Origin of the sequence: Stutzerimonas stutzeri (assembly GCF_000952685.1) — a bacterium.
Lineage (GTDB): Bacteria > Pseudomonadota > Gammaproteobacteria > Pseudomonadales > Pseudomonadaceae > Stutzerimonas > Stutzerimonas stutzeri_E.
The window spans coordinates 124,196-148,511 of record NZ_JYHV01000020.1; the positions used below are offsets into that span (position 1 = coordinate 124,196).

Sequence of the window (24,316 nt, forward strand, 5' to 3'; positions counted from 1 at the left end):
GAACTGCAACCATGAAGATCTTGTTTCTGCACAGTCTCTATGAGCCCCATGTGGGCGGAGGCGCGGAGATCGTCGTACGCCAGCTGGCCGAAGGGCTGCAGGTTCGTGGCTATGATGTGGCGGTGCTGGTCACCGGACCGGAGCCCGGCGTTCAGAAGGAGACGTTAGACGGCGTACGGATCTATCGCGCCGGCCTGCACAACCTTTACTGGCATTTCACCCAAAACAGACCCAGCTCGTTGCGTCGCCTTGGCTGGCATTACCGGGATCGTTACAACCGCAGCATGCGCCAGCACGTTCGCGAAGTGATCGCATGCGAACAGCCGGACCTGGTGATGTGCCACAACCTGACGGGCTGGTCGATCTCGGCGTGGGACGAAATAAGTGCCGCCGGCGTGCCGATCGTTCAAGTGCTGCATGACCTCTATCTGCTGTGCCCCAAGGACACCATGTTCAATAAAGGCCGCAGCTGCGAGCGGCAGTGCACGCTCTGTTCGGCCTTTCGGCGGCATCACACCGTAGCGTCCGCTCAGGTCGACGCGGTGATCGGTGTCAGCCGTTTCGTTCTGGACCGACTTACCACCCAAGGCTATTTCGGCCGAGCCACCCGCCATGTGGTGCATAACAGCATCGTGCCGAGCGCCAGTGCGCCTCCTGAGCGCCACAGCCACAGCGGGCTGCTGCGTTTCGGCTATATCGGCACGCTGTCGGAAAACAAGGGCGTGGGTTGGCTGATCGAGCAGTTCCAGCAGCTTTCCATCGACGCCACCCTGGAAATCGCCGGGCGCGGCAAGTTGGACTACGAGGCACAGCTCAAGGCGAAGGCCGATCCGGCCAAGGTCCGTTTTGTCGGCTACCAGGATGCCAACGCCTTCATGCGCAACATCGATGTGCTGGTGGTGCCGTCCATATGGGCCGAGCCGTTCGGCCTGGTGGCGGTCGAGGCTTGCGCCCAGCACCTGCCCGTCATCGCGACGAGCATGGGCGGCCTAGGGGAAATCATCGAAGACAACCACAACGGCCTGCTCTGCACACCGGCCGATCCTGACTCGCTTGGCCGGGCGATGCTCAAACTCTACCTGGACAGCAGCCTGCGCCAGCGGTTGTCGCGGCAGGCGCGTACCAGCGTCGCGCCTTTTTTGAACATGGAGCGAATGCTCGATCAGTACCAGTCGATCCTGCATACCGCGCTACACGGCCGGAGAGCCCACGATGACCCCGAGTTCGCTGACCATCACGCGCCCCAGGTCGAGCCCGCTGGCGATTGACAAGCCAACCCTGCTGACCTTGATCGCGGCCTCGCTGCTGATCAGCGAAACCTTTGCCGGCGCGCTGCGCTATTACCTGGACATGGCTGGCATCTCCGCCCTGCTCTACGTGCCGAAGCTGGCGTGCCTGGCGGCGGTCGCGCTGGAACTGCCGCGTGCGCGAAACAAGCCCGGGGTGTGGCTGGTGTTGTTTGCCTTGGCAGTCTCGGGTTTGTTGGCGTTGCTGCACGGGGCCGCGCTGATGAACGTCGGCTTCAGCCTGTTCATCTACATTCCGCTGCTGTTCGGGTTGTTCTGCGGCGGCTACCTGGAAAGCAGAGCCACCCTGCTGGGATGGGTGGTCGGGCTGTGCCTGGTTGCCTCACTGTTCGGCATCGCGCTGGACATGTTCACCAATGTGCCATGGAAGGGCTATAGCTACATGATGGGTGACGTCGAGCTGACCGCGAACAAATCCTGGGCCTTTGGCAGTACCGACCGCCTAGCCGGCTTTGCCCGTATGTCGACCAACCTGGCGGTGATGATCGCGCTGTACAGCCTGTACCTGGCCGCGTTCCTGCATTCGCGGCTGCTGCGAATGCTGCTTTACCCGCTGGCCTTCGGCGCGATCTTCCTCACCACCAACAAGTCCACCGCGGCGGCTTACCTGTTGACCCTGATGATGCTGTTCCTCGCCGGCTACCGCATGCCCAGCGCTACGGCATTTTTCATCGCGGTGCTGACGGGGATGGCGTTGCCGATCGCCAGCCTGTTGCTGAACATTCCGCAGAGCGAAGCCTACAGCGCCAGTCTGCTTGCATCCTTCAACGACCGTCTGATCAACAGCTGGCCGAACTTCATCGACGTGATCACCAACGAAGGCTGGGGCTGGTGGGGCGCAGGGTTCGGTGCGGTCGGCAGCAGCGCAGCGGCCTTTCCGCTGGCCTGGCTGGAGCTGCTGAGCATCGCCGACAACACAGCGCTGTATCTCTGGGGAATGCTAGGGGTGTTCGGCGTCCTGCTATATCTGCTGCTGTTTCCGTTAATGCTGCGCCTGCACGACCGAGGCCCGCGCATCCGTCACGCCCTGCTGGGCATCGTTTTCTGTACCTGCCTGATCGGCTGGGCGACCGACGTCCTGGAGGTGACCACCTCCACCCTGTTCCTCGGAATGGCGATCGCCCATGCCCTGACGCCACGGGAAGTGCTGCACCGAGGGCCACACCACCCGATCGCTACCGCGCAACCGCATGCGCATAGACCCTGGGAAGCCCAGTCATGAGCACCCGCCTTCTTTTGTGCCGTTTGGTGTTTGTCTCAGCCGTGTCGGGCCTGGCACTGCAGGCTTCGGCAGTTGAGCCGGAAGAGCCCTTTATCGTCGGCGTCTGCTCGCATGACCTGCATCTTCGCGACAGCCGCAGCCAGGGCAACCAATTGTTACGGGACGCCGGTATCGAGTCGGTACGAACCGACGCGCATTGGGCGTTTCTTGAGCGTAACCGCGACCAGCTCAAGGTGGAGCCGCACTGGGATCGCTATCTCGCCGGTAACGAAGCGCAGGAGCTCGATAGCCTGTTCATTCTGGGGTACGGCAATCGTTTTCACGGCGGTGGAGAGAAGCCGCGCAGCGAACCGGTACGCGCCGCCTTCAATCGCTACGTCGCCTTCGTTGCCCAGCAGTTTCGGGGGCGGGTCAAGCACTACGAAGTCTGGAACGAGTGGGACGTCGAGGACCCGAGCGATCCTCAGTTCACTCAGGACTATGCCCGGCTGATCGCCGATGCGGCAGGCATCATTCGCCAGCACGATCCCGACGCCAAGGTGTTGGCCGGCGCGGTGACCACCAAGGGCATCGAGTCGGGTTTCGCCCTGCGCCTGATCGAAAATGGCGTAATGCAATCGATCGACGGCCTCTCGTTGCACCCGTACGTCCACTGTCGCGGCCGGGGAAAGAACACCCCGGAAGCCTGGATCGAGTGGCTTGCCGAGGTCGACCTGGAACTGTCCCGTGCGGCCGGTCAGCCGGTGCCCCTGTACCTGACGGAAATGAGCTGGCCGGCCTATCAGGGTTCCTGCGGCATCGATGAAGACCTGCAGGCTGCCTATCTGGCGCGCAGTTTCCTGCTCGTCAGGACGCTGCCGAACGTGCGGGGCATGTGGTGGTACGACTTCCGAAACGACGGGACCGACAAGCGCGAGCGAGAGCACAACTTCGGCTTGGTCCGTCAGGACTACAGCCTCAAGCCAGCCTACCGGGTGCTCGAGGCAGTCGGCCCGATCGTCCAGCACTACCAATTCCTTGGCCATCGCGAAAAAACCGGGAATAACACCGTTCTGATGCGTTTCGGCAACGCGGACGAGCAACTTCTGGCCGCCTGGAGCACCGACCAGGCCCGCGCTGTCAGCATCGAATCCACGGGCAAGGTCACCGGCCCTTTGGAACTGATCGATACCGCACACCCGGAAAACGGCCGAACCCTGGGCGACACGATGTGGACCTGTCCGGTCAACGCGAGCACCTGTACCGCCACTGTGGAGCTCAATGGGTTTCCAAAAATCATCAGCCTCGGCAAGTCCGCCGCGGCTCGTACCAGCCCCTAGCAGAAGATCTCGATTCGGAAACCGTTTTGAAAAGAGGAATTTCAGATGATTGTGATCAATGCTCGCTTTCTGACCCAGGAAATACGGGGAGTACAGCGCTTCGCAGAGCAGATCAGCCTGCAACTCAAAACCCTACGCGACGATCTGGTGTTCGTCGCCCCCCAGGATATCCGCCTGCACGGCAGTGCCGAGCAACTGCAGGTGCTTCGCATCGGCCGCCACCGCGGACATCTTTGGGAGCAGGTGGACCTCCCGCTGTGGCTGGTACGCAATGGCAGTCCGCCGCTGGTCTCATTTTGCAATACCGCCCCGCTGGTCTACGGCAACCAGATCGCGACCCACCATGACATCACCTATGTCAGGCATCCGGAAAGCTACTCGAGAGCATTCCGGGCCACCTATCGCAACCTGACCCCCCTCTTACTCAAACGAATCAAGGCCTTGATTACCGTGAGCGAATTTTCCCGGAAAGAAATAGCGCGTTTCTACGGCTATCCGGCGCGCCACATCTGGGTGGTGCCCAACGCAGTGGATGCACGCTTTCAGCCCTTCTGCGCAGAGCAATGTCCCCGGGCCTCGGCGCCTTACCTGCTGGCCGTGTCCTCTCATAGCGCGCACAAGAACTTCGCCAGGATGGTTGCCGCGTTCCTCCGAATGGAAGGGCTCGAGGACGTCGAGCTACGCATCATTGGCGACTCGAATCGAGTCTTCTCCGGCAGCCTCCACGACGTTGTCGGCAGCCGTCGAATCCGCATGCTCGGCCGGCTCACCGATGAAGAACTGGTGGAGGCCTACCAGGGCGCAACAGCCTTCGTGTTCCCGTCCGTTTACGAAGGTTTCGGCATCCCCCCGCTCGAGGCGCAGGCCTGCGGCTGCCCGGTCATCGCCGCACGTGCCGCCTCCATTCCGGAGGTACTGGGCGACAGCGCCCTGTACTTCGACCCGCTGAAGGTCAAGGACATCGCGGATTGCATGCAGCGGATCCTGCGCGACGAAGCCTTGCGCCAGGATTTGCGGCGGCGTGGCAAGGCGAACGTGGCACGGTACTGCTGGAATTCATCGGCCCGACAGGTTTCCAGGCTGATCGACCAGGCATTCACCAACGTACGCGACGGCAATAAGGCAGGCCTACAGCGACTCCCGTTCAGCCAGCCGAAGCATTGACCCCCTCGTCGACAGATGCCCATCGCCGCACTTCGATACCCCAGTCGCCGAACGCTCGACGATTGATCCCGCTGCCACCTCATCCCTGAAAGGCTATCGTATGAAAATCGCCATTGTTCATGACTGGCTGGTGACCTATGCCGGCGCCGAACGGGTGCTCGCCGGGCTGCTGGAGACCTGGCCGGAAGCAGACCTGTTCGCCGTGATCGACTTCCTCTCCGATGAAGATCGCAGCAGTCTCGGCGGCAAGCGCGCCACCACCACCTTCATTCAGCAGCTTCCCAAGGCCAAGACGCACTATCAGAAGTACCTGCCCCTGATGCCGCTGGCCATCGAACAGCTCGACATGTCGGCCTATGACCTGGTGATTTCCAGTAGTCACGCCGTGGCGAAGGGCGTACTCACCGGACCGAACCAGTTGCACATCAGCTACGTGCATTCGCCGATCCGCTACGCCTGGGACCTTCAGCATCAGTATCTGCACGAGGCCAGCCTGGACCATGGTTTCAAGGCCAAGCTGGCACGCATGCTTTTGCACTACATGCGTATGTGGGATCAGCGCACTGCGAGCGGCGTGGACGAGTTCATCGCCAACTCGCATTTCATCGGCCGGCGCATCAACAAGAGTTATCGGCGCGAATCAACCGTCATCTATCCACCCGTCGACACCCGTCAGTTCACGCTGTATGCGAACAAGGAAGACTTCTATCTGACGGCCTCACGGATGGTGCCCTACAAGCGCATTCCAATGATCGTCGAAGCGTTTTCCCGGATGCCTGACAAGAAGCTGATCGTCATCGGCGCAGGGCCCGAGATGGAAAAAGCGAAGGAGCTCGCAACGCCAAACGTGACGCTGATGGGTTATCAGAATTTCGCGGTGTTGCTGCACTACATGCAGCGCGCGCGCGCATTCGTTTTCGCCGCGGAGGAAGACTTCGGTATCGCGCCGATCGAAGCCCAGGCGTGCGGAACGCCCGTCATCGCCTACGGTCGAGGCGGAGTACTGGAAACCGTTCGGGGCATTGATCATCCGGAGCCGACCGGGGTGTTCTACCCCGAGCAGACGCCCGAGTCTCTGATCGCTGCGATCGCGGAATTCGAATCGGAAGCACATCACATCTTTCCTGATGCATGCCGAGCCAGCGCGGAGCGTTTTTCAACCGAACGATTCAGGCAGGAGATCAGGGCTTTCGTAGATACTAGGGTTCGAGAGGTTTCGTTGCTTCAAGGGCAGGACGCGCTATTGCACCGAACGACCGTAACTCCGGCAAGCGTTACGCCGGTTTACCCCGCCGCGGTTCCAATGAAGCAAGCCTGACCAAGACCTCATTACAATTGCGAGGTTTCAAGGATGAACACTGCAACCCAATGCATCCGCACCACGTGCGTACTGAGCATCGCCCTGCTGATCTGCGGGACGACCGTCGCCACTCAAATTTCCGAACGTGCCAAAGCAAAGCTGTATCCGCAGGGATACGACAGTCTTGCGCGGGACACGTATAGCTGCGCCAGCGGTGACCCCGCAGCAATCGCCTTCGATCATGGTGTTCGCCAGGGCGTTCCCTCCTGCGATGACAGCAGTCGCCGCGTAACGGTATCCCCGTCCCCCGTACGCCTGGCGAAACCGCTGTCCGATAACCATTACATCCGCTCTGGCGACAGCATCCGCTACTCGTTCTAACCCTGCGACCTTTTGGAGGCGCTATGGACAGTGAAGACCAAAACAGGCAATCGCTGATTTATGCCGACGGATATTCCTATACCGAAATATTCCAGGCACCCGAACTACCGGGAATGCCTGGCGGCAGTCGGTTGATCAGTGTGTTTCATGCTTTTTTTACCGCAGACCGAGACAACGACATTCTCGACGCCGATCCGACTGCGCTGATGAGGATGAAAATGACCAGCGACCTCTGAAATTCGAACCGCACGCGTCCCGCTGCTGTCCCTAAGCGCCTCGTCAGACGGCCCTTCCGCGCCCTCTGACGCGGCGATCGTTCCCCCCGATTCATGCAGAGCCCCCCAATGACTCCGAAAACCTCCGTGGTGACCGTGACCTATGGAGATCGGCTGGCTTATTTGCAGCAGCTGATCGAGCGCGCGCTGGCGTTCGTCGAGATTAACGAAGTGATCATCGTGAGCAACGCCGCGCTCGCACCGCTGGAACAATTGTCAGAACGCTGGCCGGGAAAGGTCCGATTGATTCAGCTGCAACACAATACCGGCTCGGCGAATGGCTATGCCGTGGCGCTCGAAGCCGCGCTGGCCGGCGGCGCCGATTACATCTGGATGATGGATGACGATAACGCCCCGACGGCCGCCGCAGTGTCGATCCTGCATCGGGAGGTCGCGCGTCTGGGCAGCCTGCTCGGCCCGGATCGGGTGGCAGTACTGGGCTACCGGGCAACACAGCAGGCCGACATCGCCCAAGGCGTACCGCCGCGCTATATCTTGCAGCCGCGCTCCAGCTATTTCGGCTTTCACATCGCCCAGTTACCTTTCAAGATCTGGCGTAGGCTTCCTTGGGCCAAACGGCCCGGCAAGCGGCTGGCGAGTATCAGTCTGCCCTTCGCTCCCTACGGCGGCATGCTCGCGCATTGCAGTCTGTACCAGCGCATCGGCCTGCCGTTGAAAGATTTGGTGCTATACGTCGACGACACTGAGTACACCCGGCGCATCACCGCAAGCGGGGGGCGATTGTTCCTGTTCACCGATGCGGTAATCGACGAGCTTGAGCAGTCTTGGAACATCAAGGCGCACACACGTAATATCTACGAAGCCTTTCTGCTCGGTGACTCGGACTTCCGCGCCTATTACACCGCACGCAATCAAGCCTGGTTCGACAAGAACGTCTGGGCCGCCTCCCCCCGGTTGCATCGCCTCAATCGGGCGATCTTTCTCACCCTGCTGCGCCTGATCGCCCGGCTGCGCAATACCCGTGAGCGCCTGGCGCTTATCGAACAAGCCATCCATGACGGCGAAAACGGCGTTCTGGGAATGAGCAAAACTTTCCCGTTGCGTTGAGCCCTGCCTGTAGCAGTGCTGGCGCCCGGATCACCAGGACTTGTCCATGGATATCGCTTCGACTCAGCGCGAGCAGAACAACTTCGACTTCTTGCGTTTTTTTGCCGCTTCGGCAGTGGTCCTTGGCCACTGCTATTGGCTGTCGGGGGCCGGCGAAGTCGAACCGGTACGGCTGTTTACCGGATCCATGGATACCGCTGACATTGCCGTGAACCTGTTCTTCGTCATGAGCGGATTTTTGATCGCCGCATCATGGATCAACAGTCGCAGTCCGCTGGACTTCGCCGCGAAACGCGCCCTGCGGATTTTCCCGGCGTTGGGCGTATCGGTACTTTTGACCGTGCTCATTGTCGGGCCGCTGGCGACCGAGCTGTCACTCGAGGAGTACTTTCTTAACCGCCAGACCTTGGGCTACCTCGGCAACATCGCGCTGATTACGCATTTCCATCTGCCCGAGGTGTTTACCGGCAATCCCTTTCCCGAAACCGTCAACGGCTCCGTCTGGACGTTGCCCTACGAAGTGCTGATGTACGTTTCCTTGCTGCTGATGGGATTGCTCCGTGTATTCGGCCGTATCGCAGTGCTGGTGGTACCTATCGCGTTGATACTGATCCATTTCCAGCTGGCACCGAGCCTGGGCCTGGAAAGCGACATTCTGCGCAAGTCGACCCGACTGGGCATGTTCTTCTTCCTGGGCTCGGCGTTGTACCTGTTTCGCCGCAGCGTGCCGTGGAACTGGAAGATCGCGCTGACGCTGCTGGCCGTATCGCTGCTCAGCGCGCAGACTGAATTGTGGCTATTCGTCCACGTCCTGACCTTGCCTTACCTGACTATCTATCTGGCGCACCTGCCCATCCCGCGATTGTCCCGGTTCGGCAAATATGGCGATTTTTCCTACGGTATCTACATTTTCAGCTTTCCGATCCAACAGCTGCTGATGCACGGGTTCAGTCCGCAGTTGCCACTGGGTGCGTTCATGGCGATCAGCCTGTCAGCGAGTATCGCTATCGCGGCGTTATCCTGGCATTTGATCGAGTCTCCAGCGCTGCGATTGAAACGCTATCTGCCCGGAGCGCGAGCGAGTATCAGCCGTACAGACCTCAGCCCAGCCCCCTGACCAATGCGTCTGCCTCGCTTGATAGGCCCCATCTCTCACAGATTTCGTTGCAAGTCTGGAGCCCTGTAGTCAAACGCCCTACCATGCATCACGATTCCTTCCTGCCTACCACAATCAGACCCCATGCCTTTTGCCCCACTGTTTCGCGTAGACCTGCGACGGCTGATCGTAATGCTGGCCATCCTCAGCGGGTTGATTACGCTGAGCATCAGCTTTTATGCGAGCTATCAGGTGCAGCGCGATTCACTCATCGACAGTACCCTCGAGGCCAACCGGGTCTACGCACTCAAGCTTGCAATCGGCACAGAAACCTTCTTCGATTCGGTACAGCAACAGCTCGCATACAGCGCGGGTATCCTCGGCGGGCAGTTCAACGATAACGGCAAGCTACTTAGCGAGGCCGAACGCCTACGATTGCAGACGAACAGCTTCAATACCGTGGTCGTCACCGATGCCTGGAGCGTAATACGCGCGACGTCGCGTAATGCCGAGCGGCTGATCGGTCAGCGGTTGGATTCGCCCGGTGCACGCGAAGCGCTTCGAGAGCGTAGAGCGCTGATCAGCAGCCCCTACATTTCAGCGATCGGTACGCTGGTGGTCCTGATCTCGCATCCGATCGTGGACAAGGAAGGCACTTACCTCGGCTATATCGGCGGAGTCATCAGTCTCAAGGAGCCGAACATACTCAACAGCATGCTTGGCGAGCACTACTACCAGGACGGCTCCTATCTCTACGCCGTTGATCAGAACCGGCGCTTGCTGTACCACCCAGACCCCAAACGGTTAGGCACCGTCGTGAAGGGAAACCCAGTCATCGATCGGGTAATCCACGGCGAGTCGGGCAGCCAGCGGGTCATCAACAGCCAGGGGCAGGACATGCTAGCCGGCTTTGCAGCGGTTCCAACCGCCCGCTGGGGCATCGTCGCGCAACGACCGACCGCGGTGACGCTGCACCCACTCGACAATCTGATGCTCGAGATCCTGCGGCAAACAGCGCCCCTCGCACTGCTGACGTTTATCGGCGTCTGGTGGTTGTCAGCGCTGATTTCACGCCCGCTCTGGCAGTTGGCGAGAAGCGCCGGCGAAATGGACGCCCCTACCAGCGCGGAAAGAATCCAACGTATCCGCTCCTGGTATTTCGAAGCCGCGCAGCTCAAGCGCGCCTTGAAGCTGGGCATCAGCCTGCTGCACCAACGCATCGGCAAGCTCAATCTCGATGCCCAGACCGACCCGCTGACCGGCCTGCACAACCGCCGCGGTCTTACCCTGGCTCTGGACGCGTTAAGCGCCGAAGGCCACTCGTTCGCCGTCATTGCTCTGGATATCGATCACTTCAAGCGCATCAATGACAACTACGGCCATGACGTTGGCGATCAGGTCATTCTTCATCTCGCTCAGCTGATGACCGCCTGCTCGCGTGGCGCCGACACGCTGTGCCGAAGTGGTGGCGAGGAGTTTCTGATGCTGCTGCCAAACACCAGCATCGAATCCGCACTACGGGTCGCCGAGCGCTTGCGCCAGTGTGTCGAGCAGGAGCAGATTGCACCGGTGGGGCACATCACCATTTCTCTGGGTATTGCCGTCTGGCCGGTACACGCCGACGGAATCGATCGCGTGCTCAAGCTGGCCGACGGGGCGCTGTACCGGGCCAAGCAGCAGGGCCGCAATCGATCAGAGGTCGCCGAACTGGATCGGGACCCAACGGAAGATTCCAACCGGGACGGCTAGCCGACAGGGGCACACCCTACTCGGCCGGCGTGGACTCACACCGGCCGAGCACGACGACCGACATGGCTAAAAAACATCCAGCTCTGTATACTCGCGCGCCTTTTTCATGCGCTGTTCCGAGGTCATTGTCGATGAGCAAAACGCCAACAGTCGGGTTCGTATCACTGGGCTGCCCCAAAGCCACGGTGGACTCCGAACGCATCCTGACTCAGCTGCGCATGGAGGGCTATCAGATCGTGCCCACCTACCAGGACGCCGACGTGGTGGTGGTCAACACCTGCGGCTTCATCGACAGCGCCAAGGCCGAATCGCTGGATGCCATCGGCGAGGCCATCGCCGAGAACGGCAAGGTGATCGTCACCGGCTGCATGGGCGTGGCTGAAGACAGCATCCGCAACGTGCATCCCAGTGTGCTGGCCGTCACCGGTCCGCAGCAGTACGAGCAGGTGGTCAATGCCGTGCATGAAGTGGTGCCGCCGAATATCGACCACGATCCCTTCATCGATCTGGTTCCGCCGCAGGGCATCAAGTTGACCCCGCGCCATTACGCCTATCTGAAGATTTCCGAAGGCTGCAACCACACCTGCAGCTTCTGCATCATCCCCTCCATGCGCGGCAAGCTGGTCAGCCGCCCGGTGGGCGATGTGCTGAGCGAAGCCGAGCGTCTGGTCAAGGCAGGCGTCAAGGAGATCCTGGTGATTTCCCAGGACACCAGCGCTTACGGCGTCGACATGAAATACAAGACCGACTTCTGGAACGGTCAGCCGGTCAAGACGCGCATGCTGGAGCTCTGCCAGGCGCTGTCGAGCATGGGCGTGTGGGTACGTCTGCATTACGTCTACCCGTACCCGAACGTCGACGACGTGATTCCACTGATGGCCGAGGGCAAACTGCTGCCCTACCTCGACATTCCCTTCCAGCACGCCAGCCCGAAAGTACTGAAAGCCATGAAGCGCCCGGCCTTCGAGGACAAGACCCTGGCTCGCATCAAGAAGTGGCGCGAGATCTGCCCGCAGCTGACCATTCGTTCGACCTTCATCGTCGGCTTCCCCGGCGAGACCGAGGAGGACTTTCAGTACCTGCTCGACTGGCTCACCGAAGCACAGTTGGACCGTGTCGGCTGCTTCCAGTACTCCCCGGTCGAGGGCGCACCGGCCGAGGCGCTGGGCCTGGAGCCGGTGCCGGATGAGATCAAGCAAGACCGCTGGGACCGTTTCATGGCCCACCAGCAGGCCATCAGCGCCGCGCGGCTGGAGCGCAAGGTCGGTCAGGAAATCGAAGTTTTGATCGACGAAGTCGATGAAGATGGTGCGATCGGTCGTTCCTACGCCGATGCCCCGGAGATCGACGGCATGGTCTACGTCGACAGCGAACATCCGCTGCAGGCCGGCGACAAGGTCTGGGTTCGTGTGACCAACGCCGACGAGTACGACCTGTGGGCCGAGACCATCTGATCAAAGTCGGCCAAAACCCCATAAAGACCTCGCCCCGGCGGGGCTCGAGGTGACAAATGAACCCCGCCAATCGGCGGGGTTTTTCGTTTCTCCGGTAGCGATCATCATCGGCCACCTTAAGGAGCAATGGTGGCGCCGCGGCAGCCCTGACGTCGCGCCACGTTGAGTTCGGCCCTGATGGCCAATTGCCCGCATCAAATTGGGGCACTGTCGGTACGGTCAGGTTTTTTATGGAGCGGCATTAGGTAAAGGCGCTTGCAGAAATCGATCAAGCGCCTCATGAACTAAACTATGTACTTGAAATAAAAAGATATTCAAAGAGCCCCCATCGTTAAATAATACTTGGCGCAGGTCTTGCTTAAGCAGCAACATCTGACCATCCGGCCAAGAAAAACAAGCCACATAACGCAATAGGAGCTCTCCTCTATGAAGTCCATTCTGACCATCGCCGCGCTCGCGGGCAGCCTGACGCTCGCAGGCCAGGCGGCCGCCGCGCCAATGCTGTGGCAAAACAACAGCCTGACCTATCTCTACGGCAAGAACTTCTCTGTAGACGGTGCCGGCGGCAAAGAAGGCGATATCCAGCAGACCATCACCTTCGAACATGCCAGCGGTTGGACTTGGGGGGATATGTTCCTGTTCGTCGATAACAAGTGGTACAACGGCATCTCCGGCAGCGACGGCCACACCTACTACGGTGAGTTCAGCCCGCGCCTGTCGCTGGGCAAGATCACCGGCGCCGATCTCTCCTTCGGCCCGGTCACGGACGTGCTGCTCTCGGCCACCTACGAACGCGGCGAAGGACGCAATCGCAACTATCTGCTCGGCCCAGCGGTGGATCTGGAAGTGCCCGGCTTCGACCGGCTCTCAATCAACACCTACTACCGCAAGCCTGACGGTATCACCGGCGCGCCGAGCGGCCAGTGGCAGATCACACCGACCTGGGCCATGACCTTCCCGGTGGGCAAGTCAGACATCCTGTTCGATGGCTTTATCGACTGGGTCGTCAACGACGCGGGCTCCAAGGCCAAGGGGGACTACCTGGCCAAAAACTTCCACTTCAACCCGCAGGTCAAGTACGACCTCGGCAAGGCGCTCGATTACACGCCAGGCAAGCTCTACGTCGGTATCGAATATGACTACTGGACGAACAAGTATGGAATCGAGGACAGCAGTGCCTTCAATACCGACAACAACGTCACCAACTTCATCGTCAAGGCTCATTTCTGATACGAACGGCCACGCGCTTCGCCCCTCGGCGTTCGGTTGGAAGTCGTATCTGACATAGCCTGAGACCATGGCGGTCGTTATCGGATGATGACTGCCATTGCTACGAGGCGGCACAAGCAGTTTCGGCCGGTCCGTTGCGAGCCGGCCTTGCCGACAGCGGAGACAGATGCGCTACAAAAGAGGGCAAGCCTCGCCCCATGATCCCATTTTGGTGCACGAATGCGGGTCGGACGCCCGTGCAGCCGGCAGACAAGGGAGTCAAAAGCGACGTGCCAGAGCCCTTCGGGTACACAACCCGAATCGCACCGGTAAACCTAAGCGGCTGGTCAGTTTCTTGCAGCCCCGACTCCTGAACGACTGCGACAAATCTGCTCGATCTGCTGCTGTCGCGAGGAAAATCAGCCGATGCCGCCTACGCTAGCATTAGGAAGCGCATCGGGCTGATACCGCCACCACAGGGAACGGACTTATGAATACTTTCGACGCAACGCTCACCCAGCCGTCTGTTGCCAGCAAACGCACCGGCCGGATTCGCCAGAAAAACGAAGAACTGATTCTCTCGGCGGCTGCGGAAGAATTCGCCCGCTATGGCTACAAGGGCACGAGCATGAACGCGATCGCTTTGCGTGCAGCGCTGCCCAAGGCCAATCTGCACTACTACTTCAACAACAAGCTGGGACTTTATGTCGAGGTGATGCGGCATATCCTCGAGCTTTGGGACAACGCTTTCGATAACCTCACCGTCGAGGATGATCCGGCCACCGCGCTGGCGCACTACATCCGCGCCAAGATGGAGTTTTCGCGTAGACAGCCTCAGGCCTCGAAAATCTTCGCCATGGAGGTCATCAGCGGCTGTGAATGCCTGTCGGAGCATTTCAACGAAGACTACCGCGAGTGGTTCCGCGGCCGCGCTGCGGTGTTCCAGGCCTGGAGCGACGCGGGCAAAATGGACCCGGTCGACCCCATGCATCTGATCTTCCTGATCTGGAGCAGCACCCAGCATTATGCGGACTTCTCCGACCAGATCCGCCGCATCACCGGCCAGCGCCGGGTGACCAAGGATGATTTCGAGCGCGGCACGGACACTCTGATCCGGGTCATCCTCAAAGGTTGTGGCCTGACACCGCCAGCCTGACGTTGCCGCGCAGTCCCGCCGTTGCAGGCTAAGCCGCTATGTCGCAATGACAGCCGTTCGCCGAGGCCGGCCTCCCAACGTCTGAATGATCGGCCATGGGCCGCAAGCGAAAGCGACTGGTCCGTACCAAGGCGTCCGATAGCGCACACACCAGCATCAGGCAAGCGCCCGGCAGGATCGACATAACGCAGCGAACGCCCTCCGCGACAAGATTCATTCGACGGCGCCACCGACGCCGGCACCTAATGAACCGCGGAGGACACATGTCGAACATCAACGGAAAAATCGTACTCATCACCGGCGCCAGCAGTGGTATCGGCGAAGCAACGGCGCGCCTGTTGGCCGCGCAGGGCGCCAGCGTCGTGCTGGGTGCTCGCCGCCTGGATCGCCTGGAACGGCTTGTAGCCGACATCAACGAGGCTGGCGGCGTGGCCGCATGCAAGGCGCTGGACGTCACCCGGCGCGAAGATGTGCAGACCTTCGTCGACTTCGCCGAACAGCGCTTCGGCCGCGTCGACGTGATCGTCAACAACGCCGGGGTCATGCCGCTGTCATCGCTCGATGCGCTAAAGGTCGAAGAATGGGACCGGATGATCGATGTGAACATCCGCGGCGTGCTGCATGGCATCGCCGCCGGTCTGCCACTGATGCAACGCCAGCGCTCAGGCCAGTTCATCAATATCGCTTCGATCGGCGCCTACACCGTCAGCCCCACCGCGGCGGTGTACTGCGCGACCAAATATGCGGTACGTGCCATCTCCGAAGGGTTGCGCCAGGAGGTCGGCGGCGACATCCGCGTCACCCTGGTCTCGCCGGGCGTGACCGAATCGGAACTGGCCGAGAGCATTTCGGACAACAACGCCCGGGCGGTCATGGACGATTTCCGGCGCATCGCCATTCCGGCCGAGGCCATCGCCCGCGCCATCGCCTATGCCGTCGATCAACCTGCCGACGTCGATGTCAGCGAACTGATTGTCCGCCCTACAGCCAGCCCTTACTGAGGTCGCTGCGATGAGGATTGCAAATAGCACGCTAATGTTTGCCACTTGGTTAGGCATCTTCGGCCCGCTCGCGCTCGCTTCACCAGAAACAGTTGGCAGCGAACGGCGCGAACGTGGCTTGCAAGTCATGGATCATCTGTCCGGCGGTGCCGGTCAGCCAGTACTCGAGGCGTTGCGACGGGATTATCCGTTTCTTGCCGAGGGCATCACCGATTACGCGTTGGGCGACGTATGGGGCCGTACGGCTCTGGACGCTCGCACCCGGCAACTGGCGGCCGTTGCCGCCTTTGCCGCCCAGGGCAACCTGCCGTACCTGAAAATCCACGCGGGCTATGCACTGCGCCACGGGGTCACGCGTGACGAGCTGAAGGAGGTGATCTACCTGACCACCGTCACGGCGGGCTTTCCTCGTGCCATTGACGCGGCCCAGGCGCTGCGTGAAGTACCGGACCCGGCCGAGCAGTAACACCAAGGCGCTACGCCTACAGGCGTAGCGCCTTCACCTCCGATTTGGCATCTGCCCAATGTCGTCCCGCCCAGAAACGGTGCGCGCACCACCGCACTCCGTACGAACAGGCACCAAAGCGAAGCACAGACTACCCTCGTCCTGTGGTTGCTTAATCACGCAGCCTGCTGATCCATGCTTCGCAGCATTTTCCTGACTACCTGGCCAGTTTTTTGCTAGTGCTCTGGTCATGAAGTATCCAGCGGACGCCTATATGCCCGAATCCCATACTGCACGCCTGCAACTGGCTGGCATCACCAAACGGTACCCTGGCTGCCTGGCCAACGACCGCATCGACCTGTCGATCCAAGCAGGCGAAATTCACGCGCTGCTGGGCGAGAACGGCGCTGGTAAAAGCACCCTGATGAAAATCATCTACGGCGTGACACAAGCGGACGCCGGCGAGGTTCGTTGGGAAGGGCAGCCGGTGACCATGCGGGACCCGGCACAGGCGCGCGCGTATGGCATCGGCATGGTGTTTCAGCACTTTTCATTGTTCGAAACCCTCAACGTCGCCGAAAACATTGCACTGGCGATGGGTGCCGAAGCCGGCACGCCGAAGCAGCTGGAGCCGAAGATCCGCGAGGTATCGCAACGCTACGGCATGCCGTTGGAGCCGCAGCGGCTGGTGCACAGCCTGTCGATCGGCGAACGCCAACGAGTGGAAATCGTTCGCTGCCTGATGCAGGACATCAAGCTGTTGATTCTCGATGAGCCGACATCGGTGCTCACGCCGCAAGAGGCCGACGATCTGTTCGTCGTGCTGCGCCGGCTCGCTGCCGAAGGCTGCAGCATCCTGTTCATCAGTCACAAGCTCAACGAGGTTCGCGCCCTTTGCGAGCGCGCAACGGTGCTGCGTGCCGGACGCGTATCGGGCGAGTGCGTACCAGCCGAGTGCACCGACATGGACCTGGCGCGCCTGATGGTCGGTGATGCCGAAGGGCTCGAAGCCGAATATCCCAAGGCCCGGGGCGGTGCGCCTTTCCTGCGGGTCGAGGGATTGTCTTGGCATAACGTCGACCCGTTCGGCGTATCGCTGGCGGATCTGATGCTGGAGGTACGCGCTGGCGAGATCGTCGGCATCGCGGGAGTCGCCGGCAACGGCCAAGACGAACTACTGGCGCTGCTCAGCGGCGAGCAGCGCCTGGCTCGCGGCCAGGGTGCGCGCATTCGCTTTCTCGATGCGCCGGTGGCGCACCTGCGTCCCGACGCGCGCCGTCGCCACGGTATGGCCTTCATCCCGGCCGAGCGCCTGGGGCATGGCGCCGTGCCTGACATGAGCCTGTCCGACAACGCCCTGCTCACTGCTTTCCAGCAGGACGATCTGATCGGCGGCGGGCTGATCCGTCATGACCGGGTCGAGGCCTTCGCTCGGCGCATCATCGAACGTTTCGCGGTGAAGACTCCCGGCACCCATACGCCGGCGCGCAGCCTGTCCGGCGGCAACTTGCAGAAGTTCATTCTTGGCCGAGAGATCCTGCAGCAACTGAAACTGCTGGTCGCGGCACACCCGACCTGGGGCGTGGACGTCGGCGCCGCCGCGGCGATTCATCGTGAGCTGATCGAGCTGCGCGACGCCGGTGCCGCCATTCTGGTGATTTCCGAAGACCTGGAAGAGCTGTTCCAGATCAGCGACCGCATCGCGGCATTGAGCCATGGCCGCCTGTCGGCGCTGCGTGCGACGGCCGAGACCACCACAACCGATGTCGGCCGCTGGATGGCCGGCCAGTTCGATCAACCCACGCCCACCGCCGCCTGAGAGCCTTCGCATGCTGTTATCCCTCGAACCACGTGGTCAGCAGTCGCGACCGATGCTCTGGCTTTCGCCGCTACTGGCCGCGTTGCTGACTCTGCTCAGCGGCGCGCTGCTGTTCGCCGCGCTCGGCCATCCGCCACTGGAAACCCTGCGCGTGCTACTGATCGATCCGGTCAGCGATCTCTACGGCGTCTCCGAACTGTTGGTCAAGGCGCTGCCGATCCTGCTTTGTGCGCTGGGCCTGGCGGTGGTCTACAACGCACGAATCTGGAACATCGGTGCCGAGGGGCAACTGCTCATCGGCGCGCTCGCCGGTAGCGCGCTGGCGGTACACATCATCGATTGGGATTCTCGCTGGGCACTGGTCCTGACGCTCGCCGTCGGCACGCTTGGCGGCGCCGTCTGGGCCGGCCTCTGCGCCTGGTTGCGCACGCAGTTCAATGCCAATGAAATCCTCACCAGCATCATGCTCAACTACATCGCCTTGAACCTGTTGCTGTTCGCCGTGCACGGGCCGTTGAAGGATCCGCAAGGCTTCAACTTTCCCGAGTCGGCGATGTTCGGCGACGCCACGCGCCTACCGCAACTGTTCGAGGAGCTGCGCGTGCACGCCGGTTTCTATTTCGCCCTGCTGGCGCTCGTAGTGGTGTGGGTTCTGCTGCAAAAGAGCTTTCTCGGCTTCCAGATCAAGGTGCTGGGACTGGACAAGCGCGCGGCCGGTTTCGTCGGTTTTCGCGAGAGGCGCCTGGTCTGGGTCGCCCTGCTGATCAGTGGCGCACTGGCTGGCCTGGCCGGCGTTGCCGAGGTGACCGGGCCGATCGGTCAACTGGTACCACAGGTTTCGCCTGGTTACGGCTATGCGGCCATCACCGTGGCGTTTCTCGGCCGGCTCAACCCACTCGGCATCGTCTTTGCCAGCCTGCTGATGGCACTGCTCTACCTCGGCGGCGAAAACGCACAGATGGCGGCCAACCTGCCGCAATCGATCACGCAGCTGTTTCAGGGCATGGTGCTGTTCTTCCTGCTGGCGTGCGATGTACTGATTTTCTATCGGCCGCGCCTCGGGCGAAACCTGAAGCCGAAAGCTGGCAGCCTGCAGCCAGCGGTGCAGCCATGAACGCCGCGACTCGCTCCGCCAATGCAGTTGCCGCTTTTACTTCCAGCTTCCCGCTTCTGGCTTCCCGCTAAGGAACACCATGGATATCGATCTACTGACCAATATCTTCTACGCCATGATCCGCACCGGTACACCGCTGCTGCTGGTGGCGCTCGGCGAGCTGGTCTGCGAAAAGACTGGCGTGCTCAATCTCGGTCAAGAAGGCATGATGCTGTTCGGCGCAGTGGCCGGTTTCATTGCCGCGTTCGCCACCGGCAACCTCTGGCTGGGTGTGGTCTTTGCCTGCCTGGGCGGGATGCTGCTTTCGCAACTGTTCGCCCTGGTGGCGCTGGGTTTCAACGCCAACCAGGTGGCGACCGGGCTGGCGCTGACCATCTTCGGTGTTGGCCTGTCGTCGTTCATCGGTGCCGGCTGGGTCGGCAAGCCGCTAGCGGGCTTCGAACCCATCGCCATTCCTTTCCTGAGCGACATCCCGCTGATCGGTCGCATGCTGTTTGCCCAGGATCTGCTGGTCTATCTGTCCTTCGCACTCTTCGCCCTGGTCGCCTGGGTGCTGCTGAAAAGCCGTATGGGTCTGATCATCCAGGCGGTCGGCGAGAATCCCAACGCCGCCAGCGCCATGGGCCTACCGGTGCTGCGCGTGCGGGTACTGGCGGTGCTGTTCGGCGGCGCTATGGCCGGGCTGGCCGGCGGCTACCTGTCGCTCGCCTATACGCCGATGTGGGCGGAGAACATGACCGCCGGGCGTGGTTGGATCGCCTTGGCGCTTGTTGTGTTCGCCAGCTGGCGAGTGGGTCGCGTACTGCTCGGCGCCTATCTGTTCGGCTTGGCCAGCATTCTGCACCTGGTCGCCCAAGGGCTCGGCCTGTCGATCCCCGGTAATCTGCTGGCGATGCTGCCGTACGTCGCAACGATCATGGTGCTGGTGCTGCTGTCGCGAGACGCGATCCGTACTCGCCTGTATGCACCGGTGTCATTGGGCCAGCCGTGGAAAGCAGGTCATTGACCGATGACCGCCCGGCACTCGCCCTGGTGGACTGAAGCCCACCCTCGCGCAGACTCGTCGGGCTGAAGCCCCTAGCCCGCTCCGCCCGGTGGGCGCGACGGTGTTCCGCGTTAGCCCGACGACTCGAGGCGCATTGGCAAACCGAGTGGGCCTAGGATCGCTCCGCCAGCTCGTCAGCCAGGCATAACAACGCCTCGCGAGCGCCGCCCGCAACCAACCGGGCCGGCACCGCCAGCATCAGATTCACCGGCAGATCGAAGGCTTCCAGTTGTAAGCCGTCGCAGTCCAAGCCTGGCTGTCCGCACAGATGCGGCAACTGGCGCTGCAGGCGCTGGGCATAGCTGCCCGCGCCGTCCAGATATCCCACCACTGGCTTGCCACGAGCCACGGCATAACCCACTTCGAAGCTGGTGCCGCTGTCGGGCTCACCGCCCCGGAAGAAGTTGAGGTCGGCGATCACCGCATCGGCCTGCTCCAACAGGTCCAGATTGGCCTGGTAGATCCAGGCAGCCTGCTCGCGCGCACCGACGATGTGGCGCGGCACCTGCTTGTCCAGCGGGTACAGCCCAATGAAGCCGAAGTCGGCGCAGAGCGCCTTGAGTCGCTCGCCATGCTCGAGTGCATCGGCGCGGAACACGCCGGGACCGGCGAGGTAGATATGTACGTCCATGAAAGTCCATCTGGCTGATGGGCGTCAGAGCCCTATCAGCGAAAGCATGATGAAGGTGGCGAACAACACGAAGTGGGTCATGCCCTCGATCGCGTTGGTCTCGCCGTCGTTCAGGTTGATCGCGGCCACGATCAGGGTGATGAAAATCATCACCGTCTGCACCGGCGACATCGCCATCTGAAACGGCTGTCCACTATACAACGCCAACGCTTCCATCACCGGCACCGTGAGAATGACCGTGGACAGCGAAGCGCCGAGCGCGATATTGACCACCGACTGCATACGATTAGCTAGCGCTGCTCGCAAGGCGGTGAGTATTTCCGGGCTGGCAGAAATGGCCGCGACCAGCAGCGCGGCCAGCATAGGCGGCGCGCCACTGCCTTCCAACCCGACATCGAGCGCCTGGGACATCACCTCGGCGAGCGCGCCGATGATTACGATGCCGGCGCATAGCAGACCGATCGAGCGGCCACGGCTGGTCGTCGCCTCAGACACCACTTCGCCTTTGCGCCGTCGCTTTTCCGGATAGCTGTAGCTGAAGAAGTAGCTGTGCGCACCGACCTGCATGCGCAAGAACAGGCCGTACAACAACAGCATGGCGCCAATGGTGAACACCGAGTACAGCCGCCAGTCTTCACGCGGAATGAACTCCGGCACCACCATCGACACACCCATGGCGGTAAGAATCATCACGCTGTAGGTACGCGCCGAATCGTCGTTGTACGGCTGCTCGCCGTGGCGAAGGCCACCCATCAATGCGGCAAGGCCCAGAATACCGTTGAGATCGAGCATCACCGCCGAGTAAATGGTGTCACGCACCAGCGTTGGTGACGGGTGGTGCGTCATCATGATGCCCAGGATGACCACCTCGACCAACACGGCGGAGAGCGTAAGGATCATCGTTCCGTAGGGATCTCCGACCTTTTCCGCGAGGATCTCGGCGTGGTGTGCGACCCGTATCGACGCCATCACGATCATCAACACGAGTGCGCCGACGGCGGTCAAAGCGACGACGCGTCCACCACTGAGCAAGCTGCCCTCAACCACGTAGGCGACGACGGCGGCCAACAGGGCCAGGAGCAGGAAGCGCTCTTCTCGCAATAGCGTCAGCATGAAAGATCTCCCGTGGTCTATCGTTCTGATGCACCAAACTGTGGCAGCAACGCTGCCTGTCGCACCTAGCCGGATCCACCATTGGCTCGGCCAGCAACTGCCGGAGAGGTGGATTGGGAACCTCAGCGGGTATCTGTCCAGTTGGTCAGTTTTTTGCAAACCAAACCGCAGCCTCACAGCGGACACGCAAAAAAATATGCAACCAGGAGCAACACCCATGCAGAAGAACACCCGGAAATCCCTGTTCCGCGGCCTCACCGCAGCGATTGGTTTGAGCACTGCCCTTTCCGCCGTTGCAGCCGATCCGCTCAAAGTCGGCTTCGTCTACGTGGGCCCGATCGGCGACCACGGCTGGACCTACCAGCACGAGATGGGTCGTCAGCATCTGGAAAAGGAGCTCGGCGATCAGGTTGAAACCACCTTCGTCGAGAACGTCGCCGAGGGCGCCGACGCCGAGCGAGTGATCCGCAACATGGCCAAGGGCGGCTACGACCTGATCTTCACCACGTCCTTCGGGTATATGAACCCGACGCTCAAGGTGGCGAAACAGTTCCCCAAGGTCACCTTCGAGCACGCCACCGGCTACAAGCAGGACAAGAACCTCGGCACTTACCTGTCTCGTTCCTATGAGGGCCGCTACGTGGGTGGGTTCCTTGCGGCGAAGATGACCAAGACCAAGAAGGTCGGCTATATCGCCTCGTTCCCGATTCCCGAAGTGATCCGCGACATCAATGCCATCCAGCTGGCGCTGGACAAGTACAACCCCGGCACCGAAATCAAGGTGGTGTGGGTGAGCTCCTGGTTCGATCCGGGCAAGGAAGCCGATGCCGCCAACGCGCTGATCGACCAAGGGGTCGACGTGGTTTTCCAGCACACCGATAGCCCGGCGCCGATCCAGGCTGCCGAACGTCGTGGCGTCTATTCGGTCGGCTATGCCTCGGACATGGCTCACTTCGGACCGAAGGCGGTACTGACTTCCATCGTCAACGACTGGGGACCGCACTACGTCAAGTCGGCACAAGCCGTGATCGATGGCAGTTGGAAGCCGCAGGACTTCTGGGGTGGACTGGCCGAAGACACCATCAGCCTGCCGATCAGCGACCTGGTGCCGGCGGAGGTGAAGACCGAAGCGGAACAGATCATCGCCGCTATCCGCAGCGGGGCGTTGCACCCCTTCACCGGTCCGATCAAGGATCAGTCAGGTACCGTGCGCATCGCCGATGGGGTGACCGCCAGCAATGGAGATCTGGCGTCGATGAACTACTACGTGCAAGGCATTACCGCTGAGTTGCCGAAGTAGCCGATAAGCAAGCTTGTCGCTTGAGGCCGGGCGCTAGATGCTGCGCGAAGTCGCGTGGGCTTCTAGCTTCTGGCCTCTGGCTGCGACCGAGAGATCCGAAATGAACCAACTGCCCGTCATCGATATCGCCCCGCTCTACGCCACAGACGAAAACGGCTGGAACGAGATCGCCCAACAGATCGACGCCGCCTGCCGTGACTGGGGCTTCTTCTACATTCGCAACCATCCGATCGATGCGGCGCGCATCTGTGAGCTGAAGGCACGTGCGCAATCCTTCTTCGCACTGCCGGAAGCCGAAAAGCTCGCCATCGACATCACTAAAAGCCGGCACCACCGCGGCTACGGAGCGATCGCCACCGAGCAGCTCGACCCGAGCAAGCCGAGCGATCTGAAAGAAACCTTCGACATGGGCTTCCACATGCCAGCCGATCACCCGGAGGTGCTCGCCGGCAAGCCGCTGCGCGGCCCCAATCGACATCCGACCATCGACGGCTGGGAATCCTTGTTCGAACAGCATTATCAGGACATGCATGCGCTGGCCTGCACGCTGTTGCGCGCAATCGCCACGGCGCTGGGTATCGACCGGGACTTTTTCGACCAGCGCTTCGTCGAGCCCATCAGCGTGTTCCGCATGATTCATTACCCACCACGGCAAACCGCGACCGCCCCCGAACAGCAGGGTGCAGGCGCCCACACCGACTACGGCTGCATCACCTTGCTCTACCAGGATCAGGCCGGCGGACTGCAGGTGCAGAACGTACACGGCGAGTGGATCGACGCACCGCCCATCGAGGGAACCTATGTCGTGAACATCGGCGACATGATGGCGCGCTGGAGCAACGACCGGTACAAGTCCACGCCGCACCGGGTGATCAGCCCACTGGGAGTGGACCGCTATTCGATGCCGTTCTTTGCCGAGCCGAATCCCGACACGGTCATCAGCTGCCTGCCCGGTTGCCAAGGGCCGGGCAACCCTCCTCGCTACCCGGACACCACCTGCAGTGCCTATATGCTCTCGCGCTTTGCCGAGACCTACGCCTATCGGCGCGAGCCATCACCGGCCTGAGCTGGCCGTCCGCTTACGGCGAGGACTCCGAAGTCCGGCATGCCACCGACGGTCGCAACGGGTCGGTTGGATCAATGCCGTT

General features: G+C 61.3%; 22 protein-coding genes. 20 read left to right on the forward strand and 2 right to left on the reverse strand.

The window, feature by feature from the left end:
* Nucleotides 1–11 precede the first annotated feature (11 nt).
* The 18 genes from UF78_RS12400 to UF78_RS12485 all read left to right on the forward strand — a co-directional run bounded on the left by UF78_RS12400 (nt 12) and on the right by UF78_RS12485 (nt 20,085).
* Complete coding sequence (locus UF78_RS12400; RefSeq protein WP_045162515.1) at nt 12–1,268, forward strand: glycosyltransferase family 4 protein; 1,257 nt, start codon at nt 12–14, stop codon at nt 1,266–1,268.
* Nucleotides 1,213–2,529 carry a hypothetical protein gene (locus UF78_RS12405; protein ID WP_045162516.1) on the forward strand — a complete coding sequence of 439 codons (1,317 nt, stop codon included), beginning with the start codon at nt 1,213–1,215 and terminating at the stop codon, nt 2,527–2,529. Before UF78_RS12400 ends, UF78_RS12405 begins: the two co-directional genes overlap by 56 nt.
* Complete coding sequence (locus UF78_RS12410; protein WP_045162517.1) at nt 2,526–3,848, forward strand: hypothetical protein; 1,323 nt, start codon at nt 2,526–2,528, stop codon at nt 3,846–3,848. Before UF78_RS12405 ends, UF78_RS12410 begins: the two co-directional genes overlap by 4 nt.
* 45 nt (nt 3,849–3,893) lie before the next feature.
* Nucleotides 3,894–5,012 carry a glycosyltransferase family 4 protein gene (locus tag UF78_RS12415; protein WP_045162518.1) on the forward strand — a complete coding sequence of 373 codons (1,119 nt, stop codon included), beginning with the start codon at nt 3,894–3,896 and terminating at the stop codon, nt 5,010–5,012.
* A 100-nt stretch (nt 5,013–5,112) separates the two neighbouring features.
* Nucleotides 5,113–6,330: a glycosyltransferase family 4 protein gene (locus UF78_RS12420; RefSeq protein WP_045162519.1), complete on the forward strand. Its 1,218-nt coding sequence runs from the start codon at nt 5,113–5,115 to the stop codon at nt 6,328–6,330.
* A 33-nt stretch (nt 6,331–6,363) separates the two neighbouring features.
* Nucleotides 6,364–6,693 (forward strand): hypothetical protein, encoded by a 330-nt coding sequence (locus tag UF78_RS12425; protein ID WP_045162520.1) that lies wholly within the window; start codon nt 6,364–6,366, stop codon nt 6,691–6,693.
* Between the two features lie 23 nt (nt 6,694–6,716).
* Nucleotides 6,717–6,929: a hypothetical protein gene (locus UF78_RS12430; RefSeq protein WP_045162521.1), complete on the forward strand. Its 213-nt coding sequence runs from the start codon at nt 6,717–6,719 to the stop codon at nt 6,927–6,929.
* A 108-nt stretch (nt 6,930–7,037) separates the two neighbouring features.
* The gene (locus tag UF78_RS12435; protein WP_045162522.1) at nt 7,038–8,036 is read left to right on the forward strand and encodes a glycosyltransferase; all 999 of its coding nucleotides are present in this window, start codon (nt 7,038–7,040) and stop codon (nt 8,034–8,036) included.
* Between the two features lie 46 nt (nt 8,037–8,082).
* Nucleotides 8,083–9,153: an acyltransferase family protein gene (locus UF78_RS12440; protein ID WP_045162523.1), complete on the forward strand. Its 1,071-nt coding sequence runs from the start codon at nt 8,083–8,085 to the stop codon at nt 9,151–9,153.
* Between the two features lie 123 nt (nt 9,154–9,276).
* Entirely contained in the window at nt 9,277–10,881 is a 1,605-nt protein-coding gene (locus UF78_RS12445; RefSeq protein WP_045162524.1) for a sensor domain-containing diguanylate cyclase, read from the forward strand.
* A gap of 131 nt (nt 10,882–11,012) precedes the next feature.
* Nucleotides 11,013–12,335 carry a 30S ribosomal protein S12 methylthiotransferase RimO gene (gene rimO / locus UF78_RS12450; protein ID WP_045162525.1) on the forward strand — a complete coding sequence of 441 codons (1,323 nt, stop codon included), beginning with the start codon at nt 11,013–11,015 and terminating at the stop codon, nt 12,333–12,335.
* A gap of 426 nt (nt 12,336–12,761) precedes the next feature.
* Entirely contained in the window at nt 12,762–13,565 is an 804-nt protein-coding gene (locus UF78_RS12455) for an outer membrane protein OmpK (RefSeq protein ID WP_045162526.1), read from the forward strand.
* Nucleotides 13,566–14,034: 469 nt separating this feature from the next.
* A complete protein-coding gene (locus tag UF78_RS12460) occupies nt 14,035–14,700 on the forward strand; it encodes a TetR/AcrR family transcriptional regulator (protein WP_045162527.1) in 666 nt (221 codons plus the stop codon).
* Nucleotides 14,701–14,963: 263 nt separating this feature from the next.
* Nucleotides 14,964–15,701, forward strand: coding sequence for an SDR family oxidoreductase (locus UF78_RS12465; RefSeq protein WP_045162528.1), 738 nt, complete (start codon nt 14,964–14,966; stop codon nt 15,699–15,701).
* A 10-nt stretch (nt 15,702–15,711) separates the two neighbouring features.
* Nucleotides 15,712–16,167 carry a carboxymuconolactone decarboxylase family protein gene (locus tag UF78_RS12470; RefSeq protein ID WP_045162529.1) on the forward strand — a complete coding sequence of 152 codons (456 nt, stop codon included), beginning with the start codon at nt 15,712–15,714 and terminating at the stop codon, nt 16,165–16,167.
* Between the two features lie 253 nt (nt 16,168–16,420).
* Complete coding sequence (locus UF78_RS12475; protein ID WP_045162577.1) at nt 16,421–17,965, forward strand: ABC transporter ATP-binding protein; 1,545 nt, start codon at nt 16,421–16,423, stop codon at nt 17,963–17,965.
* A gap of 10 nt (nt 17,966–17,975) precedes the next feature.
* Nucleotides 17,976–19,079, forward strand: coding sequence for an ABC transporter permease (locus UF78_RS12480; RefSeq protein WP_045162530.1), 1,104 nt, complete (start codon nt 17,976–17,978; stop codon nt 19,077–19,079).
* 79 nt (nt 19,080–19,158) lie between these two features.
* A complete protein-coding gene (locus UF78_RS12485) occupies nt 19,159–20,085 on the forward strand; it encodes an ABC transporter permease (RefSeq protein WP_045162531.1) in 927 nt (308 codons plus the stop codon).
* Between the two features lie 151 nt (nt 20,086–20,236).
* Here UF78_RS12485 and UF78_RS12490 read toward each other — a convergent pair whose 3' ends face one another.
* Together UF78_RS12490 and UF78_RS12495 are read right to left on the reverse strand one after the other, a co-directional pair.
* Nucleotides 20,237–20,755 carry a nucleoside 2-deoxyribosyltransferase gene (locus UF78_RS12490; protein ID WP_045162532.1) on the reverse strand — a complete coding sequence of 173 codons (519 nt, stop codon included), beginning with the start codon at nt 20,753–20,755 and terminating at the stop codon, nt 20,237–20,239.
* 24 nt (nt 20,756–20,779) lie between these two features.
* Complete coding sequence (locus UF78_RS12495; RefSeq protein WP_045162533.1) at nt 20,780–21,868, reverse strand: calcium:proton antiporter; 1,089 nt, start codon at nt 21,866–21,868, stop codon at nt 20,780–20,782.
* A gap of 217 nt (nt 21,869–22,085) precedes the next feature.
* On the opposite strand from UF78_RS12495, the gene UF78_RS12500 reads away from it, so the two are divergent.
* Nucleotides 22,086–23,168, forward strand: a complete 1,083-nt coding sequence (locus UF78_RS12500) for a BMP family ABC transporter substrate-binding protein (protein ID WP_045162534.1) — start codon at nt 22,086–22,088, stop codon at nt 23,166–23,168.
* A 100-nt stretch (nt 23,169–23,268) separates the two neighbouring features.
* Complete coding sequence (locus tag UF78_RS12505) at nt 23,269–24,234, forward strand: 2-oxoglutarate and iron-dependent oxygenase domain-containing protein (RefSeq protein ID WP_045162535.1); 966 nt, start codon at nt 23,269–23,271, stop codon at nt 24,232–24,234.
* The last annotated feature ends 82 nt before the right edge of the window (nt 24,235–24,316 follow it).

Bases quoted from the DNA above. Each gene is read 5' to 3' on its own strand.
- UF78_RS12400 (WP_045162515.1), top strand. From the start codon at position 12: ATGAAGATCTTGTTTCTGCACAGTCTCTATGAGCCCCATGTGGGCGGA.
- UF78_RS12405 (WP_045162516.1), top strand. From the start codon at position 1,213: ATGACCCCGAGTTCGCTGACCATCACGCGCCCCAGGTCGAGCCCGCTG.
- UF78_RS12410 (WP_045162517.1), top strand. From the start codon at position 2,526: ATGAGCACCCGCCTTCTTTTGTGCCGTTTGGTGTTTGTCTCAGCCGTG.
- UF78_RS12415 (WP_045162518.1), top strand. From the start codon at position 3,894: ATGATTGTGATCAATGCTCGCTTTCTGACCCAGGAAATACGGGGAGTA.
- UF78_RS12420 (WP_045162519.1), top strand. From the start codon at position 5,113: ATGAAAATCGCCATTGTTCATGACTGGCTGGTGACCTATGCCGGCGCC.
- UF78_RS12425 (WP_045162520.1), top strand. From the start codon at position 6,364: ATGAACACTGCAACCCAATGCATCCGCACCACGTGCGTACTGAGCATC.
- UF78_RS12430 (WP_045162521.1), top strand. From the start codon at position 6,717: ATGGACAGTGAAGACCAAAACAGGCAATCGCTGATTTATGCCGACGGA.
- UF78_RS12435 (WP_045162522.1), top strand. From the start codon at position 7,038: ATGACTCCGAAAACCTCCGTGGTGACCGTGACCTATGGAGATCGGCTG.
- UF78_RS12440 (WP_045162523.1), top strand. From the start codon at position 8,083: ATGGATATCGCTTCGACTCAGCGCGAGCAGAACAACTTCGACTTCTTG.
- UF78_RS12445 (WP_045162524.1), top strand. From the start codon at position 9,277: ATGCCTTTTGCCCCACTGTTTCGCGTAGACCTGCGACGGCTGATCGTA.
- rimO (WP_045162525.1), top strand. From the start codon at position 11,013: ATGAGCAAAACGCCAACAGTCGGGTTCGTATCACTGGGCTGCCCCAAA.
- UF78_RS12455 (WP_045162526.1), top strand. From the start codon at position 12,762: ATGAAGTCCATTCTGACCATCGCCGCGCTCGCGGGCAGCCTGACGCTC.
- UF78_RS12460 (WP_045162527.1), top strand. From the start codon at position 14,035: ATGAATACTTTCGACGCAACGCTCACCCAGCCGTCTGTTGCCAGCAAA.
- UF78_RS12465 (WP_045162528.1), top strand. From the start codon at position 14,964: ATGTCGAACATCAACGGAAAAATCGTACTCATCACCGGCGCCAGCAGT.
- UF78_RS12470 (WP_045162529.1), top strand. From the start codon at position 15,712: ATGAGGATTGCAAATAGCACGCTAATGTTTGCCACTTGGTTAGGCATC.
- UF78_RS12475 (WP_045162577.1), top strand. From the start codon at position 16,421: ATGCCCGAATCCCATACTGCACGCCTGCAACTGGCTGGCATCACCAAA.
- UF78_RS12480 (WP_045162530.1), top strand. From the start codon at position 17,976: ATGCTGTTATCCCTCGAACCACGTGGTCAGCAGTCGCGACCGATGCTC.
- UF78_RS12485 (WP_045162531.1), top strand. From the start codon at position 19,159: ATGGATATCGATCTACTGACCAATATCTTCTACGCCATGATCCGCACC.
- UF78_RS12490 (WP_045162532.1), bottom strand. From the start codon at position 20,755: ATGGACGTACATATCTACCTCGCCGGTCCCGGCGTGTTCCGCGCCGAT.
- UF78_RS12495 (WP_045162533.1), bottom strand. From the start codon at position 21,868: ATGCTGACGCTATTGCGAGAAGAGCGCTTCCTGCTCCTGGCCCTGTTG.
- UF78_RS12500 (WP_045162534.1), top strand. From the start codon at position 22,086: ATGCAGAAGAACACCCGGAAATCCCTGTTCCGCGGCCTCACCGCAGCG.
- UF78_RS12505 (WP_045162535.1), top strand. From the start codon at position 23,269: ATGAACCAACTGCCCGTCATCGATATCGCCCCGCTCTACGCCACAGAC.